Below are 13,816 nucleotides of genomic sequence, written 5' to 3'. Positions count from 1 at the left end.
GGAAACCCTCCCCGTCCGGCAGAGGGCGCCGTCACCGGAGGTTCCGGCCAGGTCCCGAACCTCACTCCGTGCCCGGTGCCGATCTTCCCCCTGGATCGGCACCGGGCACGGTTTTGTCCTGTTTTTGACGCTTGACACCCGCACGGGGACGCGTCACGCTTGTTGCGTTAAGCGCATAACGTTGCGGATTATGCAACATCGGAGGTGGGTATGACGGGCCCGCGCGTCGTCATCATCGGAGCAGGCGTCGTCGGTGCGGCGCTCGCCGACGAACTGTCACTCCGAGGCTGGACGGACGTCACGGTGGTCGACCAGGGCCCGGTGCCCGCGACCGGAGGCTCCTCCTCGCACGCGCCGGGACTGGTCTTCCAGATCAACGGCTCGAAGACCATGACCGAGATGGCGCGCTACACCGTCGAGAAGCTCTGCTCGCTCGATCTCGACGGCGAGCCCTGCTTCCTCCAGGTCGGCGGCCTGGAGGTCGCGACCAGCCCGGAACGGCTCGCCGAACTGCACCGCAGGCACGGCTGGGCCACGTCCTGGGGAGTCGAGTCGCGCCTGCTGACCCCCGCCGAGTGCGCCGAGCTCTTCCCCCTGCTCGACCCCGGCGCCGTGCTCGGCGGCCTGCACATCCCCACCGACGGCCTGGCCAAGGCCGTACGCGCGGTCGAGGCGCAGCTCAGGCGTGCCCGGTCCAACGGCGTACGGGTGCTGGAGCGGCACGAGGTGCTCGACGTCCGGACCGAGGACGGCCGGGTCGCCGGCGTGGTGACCGACCGGGGCGAGATCCCCGCCGACGTCGTCGTCTGCTGCGCCGGCATCTGGGGGCCGAAGGTCGCCGGAATGGTCGGGATGCCGCTGCCGCTGACCCCGCTCGCGCACCAGCTCGCCTGGACCGGCCAGGTGCCCGACCTGGCGGGACGCGAGGAGGAGGCGACGCTGCCGATCCTGCGGCACCAGGACGCCGACCTCTACTACCGCCAGCGGTTCGACGGCGTCGGCATCGGCTACTACGGGCACCGCCCGATGCCGGTCAAGTCCGAGGACCTGCTGCCGGTGGACGAGGCCGAGGTCATGCCGTCGGTGCTGACGTTCACGCCGGAGGACTTCGAGGACGCCTGGAGCGAGACCCAGCGGCTGCTGCCCGGCACCCGCGCCGCGAAGATCGACGAGGGCATCAACGGACTGTTCTCCTTCACCCAGGACCACATGCCGCTGATGGGCGAGTCCCCGGACGTGAAGGGCTTCTGGGTCGCCGAGGCCGTCTGGGTGACCCACTCCGCGGGCGTCGGCAAGGCGATGGCCGAGTGGCTCGTCGACGGCCACTGCTCGTCCTTCGACCTGCACGAGTGCGACGTCAACCGGTTCGAGCCGCACCAGCTCGCGCCCGACTACGTGCTGGCCCGCGACTGCCGGAACTTCGTCGAGGTCTACGACATCATCCACCCGCTCCAGCCCATGGAGGAGCCGCGGCCGCTGCGCCTGAGCCCCTTCCACACGCGGCAGCGCGAGCTGGACGCCTTCTTCCTGGAGGCCGTCGGCTACGAGCGGCCGCAGTGGTACGGCGCGAACGCCCGCCTGCTGGAGGGCCGCGACATCCCCACGCCGAACGACTGGGCGGCGCGCTACTGGTCGCCGATCGTCGGCGCGGAGGCCCAGGCGTCCCGCGAGTCCGTCGCGCTGTACGACATGACCGCGCTGAAGCGGCTGGAGGTCGCGGGCCCCGGCGCCCTCGCCTTCCTGCAGCGGCTGACGACCGGCCAGATGGACAAGTCGGTCGGCTCGGTGACCTACTGCCTGCTGCTCGACACCGACGGCGGCATCCGCAGCGACGTGACCGTCGCCCGGCTGGGCCGCGACGTGTTCCAGGTCGGCGCCAACGGCAACCTCGACCTCGACTGGTTCCACCGCCACCTGCCCGCGGACGGCTCGGTGATGGTCCGCGACATCACGGCCGGCACCTGCTGCCTCGGCGTCTGGGGGCCCCGCGCCCGCGACCTCGTCCAGCCGCTGACCGACGCCGACTTCTCCAACCAGGGCTTCCGCTACTTCCGGGCGAAGAAGGCGTACATCGGCACGGTGCCGGTCACCGCGCTGCGGCTGTCGTACATCGGCGAGCTGGGCTGGGAGCTCTACACCACCGCCGACCTGGGCGCCAAGCTGTGGGACACGCTCTGGGAGGCGGGGCAGCGGTACGGCGTCATCGCCGGCGGGCGCGGCGCCTTCGCGAGCCTGCGGCTGGAGAAGGGCTACCGGTCCTTCGGCGCCGACATGACCTTCGAGCACGACCCGTACGAGGCGGGGCTCGGGTTCGCGGTGAAGCCGGACAAGGGCGACTTCATCGGTCGTGAGGCACTGGAACGGCGCAAGGAGAACGTGCGCCGCCGTCTCGCCTGCCTGACCATCGACGACCCCGCCCAGGTGGTCATGGGCAAGGAGCCGGTGTACGACGGCGAGAGCGCCGTCGGCTACGTCACCAGCGCGGCCTTCGGCTACACGATCGGCAAGGGCATCGCCTACGCCTGGCTGCCCGCCGAGCTGGCCACCCCGGGACGCACTCTGGAGATCGGCTACTTCGACCGGCGGGTGACCGCCGTGGTCGCCGAGGAGCCCCTGTTCGACCCCGCCATGGAACGGCTGCGCAGCTAGTGAGGACTGAAGTGAACGATTCGGTGATGGACGCGCCGCTCGCCGAGGCCGACCCGGAGGTGGCGGCGGCGATCGGCGAGGAGACCCGCCGCCAGCGGTCCACCCTGGAGATGATCGCGTCGGAGAACTTCGCGCCCGTCTCGGTGATGCAGGCGCAGGGCTCGGTGCTCACCAACAAGTACGCCGAGGGCTACCCGGGCAGGCGCTACTACGGCGGCTGCGAGCACGTCGACGTGATCGAGCGGCTGGCGATCGAGCGGGTGAAGGCGCTGTTCGGCGCCGAGGCCGCCAACGTGCAGCCCCACTCGGGGGCGCAGGCCAACGCGGCGGCGATGTCGGCGCTGCTGGAGCCGGGCGACACGATCCTCGGCCTCGACCTCGCGCACGGCGGCCACCTCACCCACGGCATGCGGATCAACTTCTCCGGCCGGCTCTACAACGTCGTGGCCTACCACGTGCGCGAGAGCGACAGCCTCGTGGACATGGACGAGGTCGAGCGGCTCGCCCGCGAGCACCGGCCCAAGCTGATCATCGCGGGCTGGTCGGCCTATCCCCGGCACCTCGACTTCGCCGCGTTCCGGCGGATCGCCGACGAGGTCGGGGCGTACCTGATGGTGGACATGGCGCACTTCGCCGGGCTGGTCGCGGCGGGGCTGCACCCGTCGCCCGTCCCGCACGCGCACGTCGTCACCACGACCACGCACAAGACGCTCGGCGGGCCCAGGGGCGGGGTCGTCCTGTCCACCGAGGACCTGGCCAAGAAGATCAACTCGTCGGTGTTCCCGGGGCAGCAGGGCGGCCCGCTGGAGCACGTCATCGCGGCCAAGGCGGTCGCGTTCAAGATCGCGGCGGGGGAGTGGTTCCGCGACCGGCAGCGCCGCACGCTGGAGGGCGCCAGGGTCCTCGCCGACCGGCTGCTCGCCCCCGACGCCGCCGAGGCCGGCGTACGCGTGCTGTCCGGCGGGACGGACGTCCATCTGGTGCTGGTCGACCTGCGTGAATCCGAACTGGACGGCCGGCAGGCCGAGGACCGGCTCCACGCGGCCGGGATCACGGTCAACCGCAACGCGGTGCCGTTCGACCCCCGGCCCCCGATGGTCACCTCGGGACTGCGGATCGGCACCCCGGCGCTCGCCACCCGGGGCTTCGCCCGCCCCGAGTTCGAGGAGGTCTCCGACGTGATCGCAAGGGTGCTCCGGCCCGAAGCCGACCTGGCCGCGCTGCGCGCCCGGGTCGAGGCCCTCGCCGCCAAGCACCCGCTCTACTCCGGCCTGAACGGGGAGGCCCGATGAGCCCCGAACCTCAAGGGCGCAGGACGCCGGGCGCGGACCTGCCCGACCACCCCGACCGGCTGTGGCGCTCGGCCGAGCCCAAGCGCGCGTACGACGTGGTGATCGTCGGCGGTGGCGGCCACGGCCTGGCCACGGCGTACTACCTGGCCAAGAACCACGGCATCACGAACGTCGCGGTGCTGGAGCGCGGCTGGCTCGCGGGCGGCAACATGGCCCGCAACACCACCATCATCCGCTCCAACTACCTGTGGGACGAGAGCGCGGGCATCTACGAGCACGCGCTGAAGCTGTGGGAGGGGCTGGAGGAGGACCTCGGCTACCCGCTGCTGTTCAGCCAGCGCGGCGTGCTCAACCTCGCGCACAGCCTGCAGGACGTGCGCGACAGCGTGCGCCGGGTCAACGCCAACCGGCTCAACGGCGTGGACGCCGAGTGGCTGACGCCGGAGCAGGTCAAGGAGGTCTGCCCGATCGTGGACATCTCCCCGGACGTGCGCTACCCCGTGCTCGGCGGCACCTACCAGCCGCGGGCCGGCATCGCCAAGCACGACTACGTGGCGTGGGGCTTCGCGAAGGCGGCGGCCGACCTCGGGGTCGACATGATCGAGCACTGCGAGGTGACCGGCCTCGACGTGCGCGACGGCCGGGTGACCGGCGTCCGGACCACCCGCGGCCCGATCGCGGCAGGGAAGGTCGCGCTCGCCGCCGCCGGGCACTCCTCGGTCGTCGCCGGATACGCGGGGGTGTCGCTGCCGCTGCAGAGCCACCCGCTGCAGGCGCTGGTGTCGGAACTGCTGGAGCCGGTGCACCCCACCGTCGTCATGTCGAACGCGGTCCACGTCTACGTGAGCCAGGCGCACAAGGGCGAGCTGGTCATGGGGGCGGGCATCGACGCGGCCAACTCCTACCGCCAGCGCGGCGCGTTCCACATCATCGAGCGGCAGATGTCGGCCGCGCTGGAGCTGTTCCCGGTCTTCGCCCGGGCGCACGTGCTGCGGACCTGGGGCGGCGTCGTGGACGTGACCCCCGACGCCTCACCGATCGTCGGGCTCACCCCCGTCGAGGACCTGTACGTCAACTGCGGCTGGGGCACCGGCGGGTTCAAGGCCACCCCGGGCGTCGGCTGGTGCTACGCCCACACGGTCGCCACCGGCGAGCCGCACCCGCTCAACGCCCCCTTCTCGCTCGAGCGGTTCACCACAGGAAAGCTCGTCGACGAGCACGGCGCCGCCGCCGTCGCGCACTGATTTCGGAGACAGAATGCTGCTGATTCCCTGCCCGTGGTGCGGGCCGCGGGACGAGGCCGAGTTCCACTACGGGGGGCAGGCCCACGTCGCCTATCCGGAGGACCCGGCCGCCCTGTCCGACGAGGAGTGGGCCCGCTACCTGTTCTTCCGCGACAACCCCAAGGGCCTGTTCGCGGAGCGGTGGAGCCACACCGCAGGGTGCCGCCGCTGGTTCAACGCCGTACGGGACACCGCCACCAACGAGATCCACGCCGTCTACCGCGTGGGCGAGCCGCGGCCGGTGATCGCATGAGCGAGCGTAGCGAGCGAACCGGCGGGGCCGCCGCACAACCGTTCCGTCGCGAGGGGGCGGCGGGCAGGACGCTGCGCTTCCGGTTCGACGGCAGGCAGTACGAGGGCCTGGAGGGCGACACGCTGGCCTCGGCGCTGCTGGCCAACGGCGTGCGCGCGGTGGCGAGCAGCATCAAGCTCGGCCGCCCGCGCGGCGTCTACGCCGCGGGCTGCGAGGAGCCGAACGCCCTCGTCCAGATCGAGGAGCCCTTCCCCGAGCCCATGCTCCAGGCGACGACCGTCGAGCTGTACGACGGCCTGGTCGCCACGGGCCTGCCGGGACAGGGCAGGCTGGCCGACCGTCCCGATCCGGCGCGCTACGACGCCGTGCACGCCCACTGCGACGTGCTCGTCGTGGGGGCCGGACCGGCGGGCATCGCCGCCGCGGGCGTGGCCGCGCGGGCCGGCGCCCGGGTGATCCTGGCCGACGAGCGGCCCGAGCCGGGCGGCAGCCTGCTCGGTACGACGGAGACGCTGGACGGCAGGCCGGGCCGCGAGTGGGCGGCAGGGGAGGTCGCCGCGCTGGCCGCCCTGCCGGAGGTGCGCGTGCTGCGCCGCACCACGGTGCTGGGTCACTACGACGACAACTACCTCGTCGCGGTGGAGCGCCGGACGAACCACCTGGGCGCCGCGGCTCCCGCCGAGATGGCGCGCGAGCGCGTCTGGCGCATCCGGGCCGAGCGGGTGGTGCTGGCGACCGGGGGCCACGAGCGGTTCGTGGCCTTCGCCGGGAACGACCTGCCCGGTGTGATGCTGGCCGGCGCGGCCCGCACGTACGCGAACCGGCATCGGGTCCTGCCCGGGCGCCGGGCGGTGGTGTTCACCACCAACGACAGCGCGTACGCCGCGGCGCTCGACCTCGCCGGCGCCGGGGTGGAGATCGCCGCGATCGCCGACGTACGGCAGGCCCCCGGCGAGGCGTGGGCGGCGCGCTGCGCCGAGCGCGGGATCGAGGTCCTGACCGGCCACGTGGTCACCGCCGCCAAGGGCGAGGACGAGGTGTCCGCGGTCGAGGTCGCCCCACGAGACGGCGGCGACGCCCGGGAGATCCCCGCCGACCTGCTGCTCGTGTCCGGCGGCTGGACGCCGGTGGTGCACCTGTTCAGCCAGTCGGGCGGCACGCTGCGCTACGACGAAGGGCTGGGCGCGTTCACGCCCGGCGAGTCGCGTCAGGCGGTCGAGGCCGCCGGCTTCGCCCGGGGCGTGACGACGTTGCGCGGCTGCCTGGAGGACGGCGCCGAGGCGGGCCGCCGCGCGCTGGCCGCCGCCGGCTTCGCCATGCCGGTCGAGACCGCTGTGCCGTTCGCCGAGGAGGAGCCTGCCGCCGCGCCCGCCGAGCACCTGTGGCTCGTCGAGGCCGCAGGAGACGACGCTGATTACAGTGCGCACTTCGTGGACCTGCAGCGGGACGTCACGGTGGCGGAGGTGCTGCGCGCGGTCGGCGCGGGCCTCGGCTCGGTCGAGCACGTCAAGCGCTACACCACGGCGGGCACGGCGCACGACCAGGGCAAGACGTCCGGGCTGCTGACCAGCGGCGTGCTGGCGCACGCCCTCGGCGTCGACGTCGCCGAGCTCGGGACCACGACGTTCCGCGCGCCGTACACGCCGGTGTCGTTCGCCGCGCTGGCGGGCCGGGACCGGGGGCCGCTGCACGACCCGGTCCGCGTCACCGCGCTGCACGAGTGGCACGTGGCGCGCGGGGCGCTGTTCGAGAACGTCGGCCAGTGGAAGCGGCCCTGGTACTACCCCCGGCCGGGTGAGGACATGGAGGCCGCCGTACTGCGCGAGTGCCGGGCGGCGCGCGAGGACGTGGCGGCGATGGACGCCTCCACGCTCGGGAAGATCGACGTGGTCGGTCCCGACGCGGCCGTGTTCCTCGACCGGCTCTACACGAACATGATGAGCACGCTCAAGGCCGGGTCCATCCGCTACGGCGTGATGTGCCGCGCCGACGGCATGGTCTTCGACGACGGCACCGTCATCCGCCTGGCGGACGACCGCTTCCTCGTCACCACGACCACCGGCAACGCGGCGGCGGTGCTCGACTGGATGGAGGAGTGGCTGCAGACCGAGTGGCCGGACCTGCGGGTGCACTGCACCTCGGTCACCGAGCAGTGGGCGACCGTGGCGCTCGTCGGGCCGCGCTCCCGCGAGGTGCTGGCGCGGCTCGCCCCGGGTCTCGCGGTGGACAACGACAGCTTCCCGTTCATGACGTGGCGCGACGCCGAGGTCGCCGGGATCGACGCGCGGGTCTGCCGGATCAGCTTCTCCGGCGAGCTGGCCTACGAGATCAACGTGTCCTCCTGGTCCGGGCTCGCCCTGTGGGAGGCGGTCATGGCGTCCGGCGAGGTCACGCCGTACGGGACCGAGACCATGCACGTCCTGCGCGCCGAGAAGGGGTTCCCCATCGTCGGGCAGGACACCGACGGCACGGTCACCCCGCAGGACCTCGGCATGGCGTGGGTCGTCTCGAAGAAGAAGGCCGACTTCATCGGGAAGCGGTCCTTCGCCCGGGCCGACACCTCCAGACCCGACCGCAAGCACCTGGTCGGCCTGCTGCCCGAGGACCCCGCCGTGCTGCTGCCCGAGGGCGCCCACCTCGTGGAGACGTCGTCGCTGCCCGAGCCTCCGGTGCCGACGCTCGGCTTCGTCACCTCCAGCTACCGCAGCGCCGCGCTCGGCCGTACGTTCGCGCTCGCGCTGGTGAGCGGCGGGCGCGAGCGGACCGGCGAACGGCTGTACGCGCCGGTCGGCGCGGATTTGGTGCCCGTCACCGTGACCTCCCACGTCCTGTACGACCCGGAAGGAGCGCGCCGCGATGGCTGAACGCAGGAGTCCGGCCGCGGCGTTCGCGGCGAGGTTCGAGGCGGCGAGCGCGGGCGGCGGCCTGCGCCTGGCCGAGATTCCCTTCCTGACCCAGATCGACCTCCGGGTGGAGCCCAAGAGCCCGGCGGCCGAGCGGATCGGGACGGCGATCGGCGTGCCGCTGCCGCTGGAGCCGGGCACGGCCGTGCACGGCGGCGACCTGACCGTGCTGTGGCTGGGGCCGGACGAGTGGCTGCTGCTGGGCCCGGACGGCGCCGCCCCTGGGCTGGTGGAGCGGCTCACCGAGGCGGCGGCCGGCGAGCACGTGTCGGTCGTCGACGTGTCGGCGCAGCGCACCACCCTGGTGGTCGCCGGCGAGCGGGCGCGGGACGTGCTGGCCCACGGCTGCGCCCTGGACCTGCATCCCCGGGTGTTCGGCCCGGGCCGGTGCGCCCAGACCACGCTGGCCAGGGCGGGCGTCGTCCTGGTCGCGGGTGAGGACGGCTTCCGGGTGCTGGTCCGCTCGTCCTTCGCCGCGTACGTCGCGGAGTGGCTGCTCGACGCGTCCGCCGAGTACGTCACGCCCCCGGCGGGGGAGGCCGCCACGGCCTGACGACGGGCGGTGGTCCTGCCGGTGAGGCACGTGACATACCATCGAGGGCGCTCGTAAGGAGGGCCGTCCGCACCCCGGTGGGAGATCATGTTCCGCACGCTGATGAAGTCGAAGATCCACCGCGCCACCGTCACGCAGGCCGATCTCCACTATGTCGGCTCGGTGACGATCGACGCGGACCTGATGGCCGAGGCCGACCTCGTCGAGGGTGAGAAGGTCGACATCGTCGACATCGACAACGGCAACCGCCTGTCCACCTACGTCATCGAGGGCCCGGCGGGCTCCGGCGTCATCGGCATCAACGGCGCCGCCGCCCGCCTCATCTCGGTCGGCGACCTCGTGATCATCATCGCGTACGCGCTGGTCGCCGAGGAGGAGGTCAAGGCGCTGAAGCCGCGCGTCGTCTTCGTCGACCGGGACAACAGGCCGATCCACGTGGGCGACGACCCCGCCGCCGTCCCCGACGGCATGGGCCTGACCCCCGGCGACCTCGCCCCGCCCGCCCTTCCTTGACCCGACCCGCCCGCCGACGTTCCGCCACTTCGTCCACGCCGTCGGCCCGCTGAGGAATCTCGCCGCCGCGCCACCCGCACCGGGGCACGGCGGCGCTGGCGCGCACGGTGGAGTCGCTCGGGCGGCACGGCCGGCTGCCAGCGAAATGAGGTGTGACCCGCGGGCAGCGCGGGGGCTCAGAGGAGGGTCATCTGGCCGGAGCCCGCGAGGGGGTCGCGGTGCTTGCGCAGGTGCCGCCACTGGGGGAGGTCGTCGAGGTAGGACCACGACAGGCGGTGGTGGGGAGTCGGGCCCGTCTCCCCCAGCGCCCGCTGGTGGACCGGGGACGGATAGCCCGCGTTGGCGGCGAAGCCGTACGCCGGATGCTCCTCGCCGATCTCCGCCATCAGCCGGTCGCGGTGGACCTTGGCCAGCACCGAGGCGGCGGCCACCGACACCGAGCGCTGGTCGGCCTTGATCTCGCATCGGACCCGCCACGGCCGGCCGAGGAAGTCGTGCGCGCCGTCGAGTAGCACCACGTCGGGCCGCAGCGGCAGGGCCTCCAGCGCCCGGCATGCGGCCCGGCGCAGCGCCTCGGTCATGCCGGCCTCGTCGATCTCCTCCGGGCCCGACTCGCCGTACGCGTGACAGGTGAGCCAGCCGGGCAGGATCGCGGCGAACGCCTCACGCTGAGCCGGGCCGAGCAACTTGGAGTCGGTGAGCCGGACCGTGCGCTCCCCGCGCCCCGGTAGCTCGGGCGGCGGGCCGAAGGCGGTGACGGCGGCGCAGACCACCACCGGGCCCGCCCATGCGCCGCGGCCGACCTCGTCCACGCCCGCGATGTGGATCGCCCCCGCGGCACGCAGCTCGTCCTCGATCTCGTATCCGGCCGCCCGCCGAGGCGGAGCGGCGGGCGCGGACTCGGCGGGATCAAGCCCGGGCAAGGCGTCGGTCATCCCGCCATCATCCCAGGGGTGCGCACGCTGATCCCGGCGGTTCAGTGCGAATCGCCGATCTCGAAGATGTCGACCCGCCATGGCAGGTGCGCGCGCACCGGCTCCCACCGTTCGAGGTCGGCGGCGAGGACGGGGGAGGCGAGATACCGGGCCACGGCCACCGCGTGCGCCGCCGCCATGTCCTGTGGATGACGGTGCGGGGAGGGCGATGTCGCCGGCCACCGGCGGCCCGGCGCGTCCCCCGGAGGGGACGGCCGGGCCGCAGGTGACGGTCAGGACGTCGTGCAGGTTCGGCCGTTGAGGGTGAAGGCCGAGGGGGAGGGGTTGCCGGCCGTCTGCCTGCCGTTGAAGCCGAGATAGAACGACTGGCCGGGCTTGATGGTCTTGTTCCACAGGAGGTTTTCGGCGGTGACGTCCCTGCCGGTCTGCGTCCACTTGGCGTTGAAGCCGGAGGCGACCTGCTGGGTGGTGAGCGGGAAGGAGAAGGCCAGCGTCCATCCGTCGATGTCGGTGGTGCCGGTGTTGGTCAGTTTCACGCTGGCGTTGAAGCCGCCGGGCCAGGTCTGCGTGACGTAGGAGACGTCGCAGTAGGCGGTCGGGGGCAAGGCCTGCGCGACGGCCGCGTAGGGGGCCGAGGGGTTGCTCAGGTTCCCGGCCGCGTCGCGGGCGACGACCTGGAAGGTGTACGAGTGACCGCCTTCGAGGCCGGTGACGATGTCGCGGGGGGTGGCGTTCTCGCCCTCGTACGCGTAGCCGTGGTCGGTCCGCCGGAACAGGTCGTAGCGGGGTGGGACGCCGCTGTTGTCGCTGACCGTGTTCCACGCCAACGCGATCCCGTCGGGCACGGAGATGCCGCCCACGATGGTCAGGCCGGTCGGCGTGCCGGGAGGAGTGGTGTCGGTGGTGTCGGTCCCGGGGCTGGGGCTGGCGACGGGCGGTTCGACCATGGCCCGCTGCCTGACCAGGTCGGAGGGTGCGCTGAGGTTGCCCGCGGCGTCCTTGGCCACGACGTAGAACAGGTAGTCGCGCCCGGGGGTGAGACCTTCGACCACCCCGATGACCTTGTCACCCGACGGGGAGAAGCGGGCGTCCACGCGGGTGAAGGCGCCGTCGATCCACGCGTACACGTCGTAGCCGGAGACCGCGACGTCGTCGGTGGACTTCGTCCAGGTCAGACCGGCGGCGCCGTTGATGTAGACGTTGGACGGCTCCACCCCCTCGGGACGGGTGGGCGCGGTCCGGTCGGGTGACGGCGGCGTCGGCGAAGGGCTGGGCGATTGCGTTCCGGTGTAGACCCGCGCGACCGCGGTGTACTCGGCCGACGGCGGGCTCGCGTTGCCGGCCGCGTCCTTGGCGATGACCCGGAACGTGTAGCTCTGCCCCGGGACGAGGGGCGAGACCGAGACGCCGGTGAAGGTGGTGCTCTGGATCGTGACGAACGCGCCGTCCTGCTTCATCTGGACGTCGTAGCCCGTGACGCCCACGTCGTCATTGGAGCGGCCCCAGCACAGCGGCACGGAGGCCTTGGGCAACTCGGGATCGGCCGTGAGAGTGGTCGTCGGAGTGGCCTTGGGAGTGGCTTTGGGAGTGGGGAAGGTGGGGGTGGTCTTGGGGCTGGGAAGCAGCGAGCTCGGGCTGGCTTTGGGGGTGGGGAAGGTGGGGGTGGTCTTGGGGCTGGGAAGCAGCGAGCTCGGGCTGGCCTTGGGGGTGGGGAAGGTGGGGGTGGACAGGGGCGTGGGCACCGGGGGCGGGCAGACGGAGATCCACGGTGGGGCCGTCGGCGGCGTGGTGTCCGCCGTGGCGGCGGAGGCCGGTACGGCAGCCGCGGCGAGCGCGAGGCCGGCGCCCAGCAGGGCGGCGGCCGTGCGGAGACCCAGGACGTGCATGTGATTCACCTTCCTGTCGGGGAGGCCCGGCGCGTGCGGGGTGCGCCGGGCCGCGGGGTGGGGGATCACGAGCAGGTGGTGCCGTTGAGGGTGAAGGCGGCAGGGGTGGGGTTGCCGGCCGTCTGGATGCCGTTGAAGCCGATGTACAGCGACTGACCGGGCTTGATGGTCTTGTTCCACGCGGCGTTCTCGGCGGTGACCTCGCTGCCTGTCTGCTTCCACACGGCCGAGAAGCCGTAGTCGAGTCGCTGAGTGGTGAGCGGGAAGGAGAAGGCCAGCTTCCACCCGTCGACGGCGGTCGTGCCGGTGTTGGTGATCTGCACGTTGGCGAGGAAGCCGCCGGGCCAGGTATGGGCGGTGTAGGAGACGTCGCAGGAGAGCGCGGGCTCCTCCTCCTCGGGCTGGGCGACGGCGGTGTACGGCGCCGAGGGGTTGCTCAGGTTCCCGGCCGCGTCGCGGGCGACGACCTGGAAGGTGTACGACTTACCGCCTTCGAGGCCGGTGACGATGTCGCGGGGGGTGGCGTTCTCGCCCTCGTAGGCGTAGCCGTGGTCGGTCCGCCGGAACAGGTCGTAGCGGGGTGGGACGCCGCTGTCGTCGGAGACGGTGTTCCAGGACAGGAAGATCCCGCCGGGTACGGGCAGGCCGCCGCCGGCGCTCAGACCGGTCGGTGTGCCGGGCGGAGTGGTGTCGGTGGTGCCGGTCCCGGGGCTGGGGCTGGCGACGGGCGGTTCGACCATGGCCCGCTGGCGGACCAGGTCGGACGGCGCGCTGAGGTTGCCCGCGGCGTCCTTCGCCACGACGTAGAACAGGTAGTCGCGCCCCGGAGTGAGGTCGCCCACGATCGCGAGGACCTTGTCGTCGGCCTGCGCGGAGACCCGGGCCGGTACCCGGCTGAAGGCGCCGTCGATCCACGCGTACACGTCGTAGCCGGAGACCGCGACGTCGTCGCTGGACTTCGTCCAGGTCAGGCCCGCGGCGCCGTTCACGAAGACGCTGTACGGCCCCAGTCCCTCCGGACGGGTCGGCGGGGTCCGGTCGAGCGGGGACGGGCTGGGCGGGGGGCTGGACGGCGGCATGCCGCTGAGATAGTTCGCAGTCGCCGTCACCTGGTTGGACGCCGGGCCGGCGTTCCCCGCCGCGTCCCTGGCGACGACCCGGAACGTGTACGACTGCCCCAGGGTGAGGTCGCTGATGATGGATCCGATGCCGGTCGTGGTGCGCGCGGTGGTGAAGACGCCGTCCTGCTTGATCTGAACGTCGTAGCCGGTCACTCCGACGTCGTCGGTCGCGGCGCCCCAGCACAGCGACACGCCGATGCCGAGGCCCGATCCGGGCGCGGCGGGCAGCGGGCAGTGGAACAGCGTTCCCGGAGCGCTGGGCGGGGTGGTGTCCGCGGCTCCCACGGCGGGCGCGGCGGAGGCGGCGAGCGCGAGGCCGGCGCCCAGGATCGCTGCGACCGGACGGAGACCCTTGACGGGCATGTGGTTCACCTTTCCGATTGGGGCGGCCCGGCGCATCGGGGAACGCGCCGGGCCGTGAGCGGACA

11 protein-coding genes are annotated in these 13,816 nt (G+C 72.7%); 7 read left to right on the top strand and 4 right to left on the bottom strand.

Annotation, left to right across the window (positions count from 1 at the left end; genetic code table 11):
• The first annotated feature begins 210 nt into the window (after positions 1-210).
• The 7 genes from AAH991_RS37735 (at position 211) to panD (ending at position 9,446) form a co-directional block, all read left to right on the top strand.
• A complete protein-coding gene (locus AAH991_RS37735; RefSeq protein ID WP_346230749.1) occupies positions 211-2,649 on the top strand; it encodes a GcvT family protein in 2,439 nt (812 codons plus the stop codon).
• 26 nt (positions 2,650-2,675) lie between these two features.
• Positions 2,676-3,941, top strand: coding sequence for a serine hydroxymethyltransferase (glyA, locus tag AAH991_RS37730; RefSeq protein WP_346230761.1), 1,266 nt, complete (start codon positions 2,676-2,678; stop codon positions 3,939-3,941).
• The gene (locus AAH991_RS37725) at positions 3,938-5,185 is read left to right on the top strand and encodes a sarcosine oxidase subunit beta family protein (protein WP_346230748.1); all 1,248 of its coding nucleotides are present in this window, start codon (positions 3,938-3,940) and stop codon (positions 5,183-5,185) included. The genes glyA and AAH991_RS37725 overlap by 4 nt, the downstream gene beginning before the upstream one ends.
• 13 nt (positions 5,186-5,198) lie before the next feature.
• The gene (locus AAH991_RS37720) at positions 5,199-5,477 is read left to right on the top strand and encodes a sarcosine oxidase subunit delta (protein ID WP_182909220.1); all 279 of its coding nucleotides are present in this window, start codon (positions 5,199-5,201) and stop codon (positions 5,475-5,477) included.
• On the top strand, positions 5,474-8,341 hold the full coding sequence (locus tag AAH991_RS37715; protein WP_346230747.1) for a 2Fe-2S iron-sulfur cluster-binding protein: 2,868 nt from the start codon (positions 5,474-5,476) through the stop codon (positions 8,339-8,341). Before AAH991_RS37720 ends, AAH991_RS37715 begins: the two co-directional genes overlap by 4 nt.
• The gene (locus AAH991_RS37710) at positions 8,334-8,933 is read left to right on the top strand and encodes a sarcosine oxidase subunit gamma (protein WP_346230746.1); all 600 of its coding nucleotides are present in this window, start codon (positions 8,334-8,336) and stop codon (positions 8,931-8,933) included. Before AAH991_RS37715 ends, AAH991_RS37710 begins: the two co-directional genes overlap by 8 nt.
• A gap of 87 nt (positions 8,934-9,020) precedes the next feature.
• Positions 9,021-9,446 carry an aspartate 1-decarboxylase gene (panD, locus tag AAH991_RS37705; protein ID WP_346230745.1) on the top strand — a complete coding sequence of 142 codons (426 nt, stop codon included), beginning with the start codon at positions 9,021-9,023 and terminating at the stop codon, positions 9,444-9,446.
• A gap of 176 nt (positions 9,447-9,622) precedes the next feature.
• Here panD and rnhB read toward each other — a convergent pair whose 3' ends face one another.
• The 4 genes from rnhB to AAH991_RS37685 all read right to left on the bottom strand — a co-directional run bounded on the left by rnhB (position 9,623) and on the right by AAH991_RS37685 (position 13,751).
• Positions 9,623-10,381 (bottom strand): ribonuclease HII, encoded by a 759-nt coding sequence (rnhB, locus tag AAH991_RS37700; protein ID WP_346230744.1) that lies wholly within the window; start codon positions 10,379-10,381, stop codon positions 9,623-9,625.
• 41 nt (positions 10,382-10,422) lie between these two features.
• Positions 10,423-10,560, bottom strand: coding sequence for a hypothetical protein (locus AAH991_RS37695; RefSeq protein ID WP_346230743.1), 138 nt, complete (start codon positions 10,558-10,560; stop codon positions 10,423-10,425).
• A gap of 93 nt (positions 10,561-10,653) precedes the next feature.
• The gene (locus tag AAH991_RS37690; RefSeq protein WP_346230742.1) at positions 10,654-12,267 is read right to left on the bottom strand and encodes a cellulose binding domain-containing protein; all 1,614 of its coding nucleotides are present in this window, start codon (positions 12,265-12,267) and stop codon (positions 10,654-10,656) included.
• Between the two features lie 65 nt (positions 12,268-12,332).
• On the bottom strand, positions 12,333-13,751 hold the full coding sequence (locus AAH991_RS37685; protein ID WP_346230741.1) for a cellulose binding domain-containing protein: 1,419 nt from the start codon (positions 13,749-13,751) through the stop codon (positions 12,333-12,335).
• Positions 13,752-13,816 lie beyond the last annotated feature (65 nt).

Origin of the sequence: Microbispora sp. ZYX-F-249 (assembly GCF_039649665.1) — a bacterium.
Lineage (GTDB): Bacteria > Actinomycetota > Actinomycetes > Streptosporangiales > Streptosporangiaceae > Microbispora > Microbispora maris.
The sequence above is the reverse complement of the archived record's forward strand: the minus strand, read 5'-3'. Positions and strand labels throughout refer to the sequence as shown.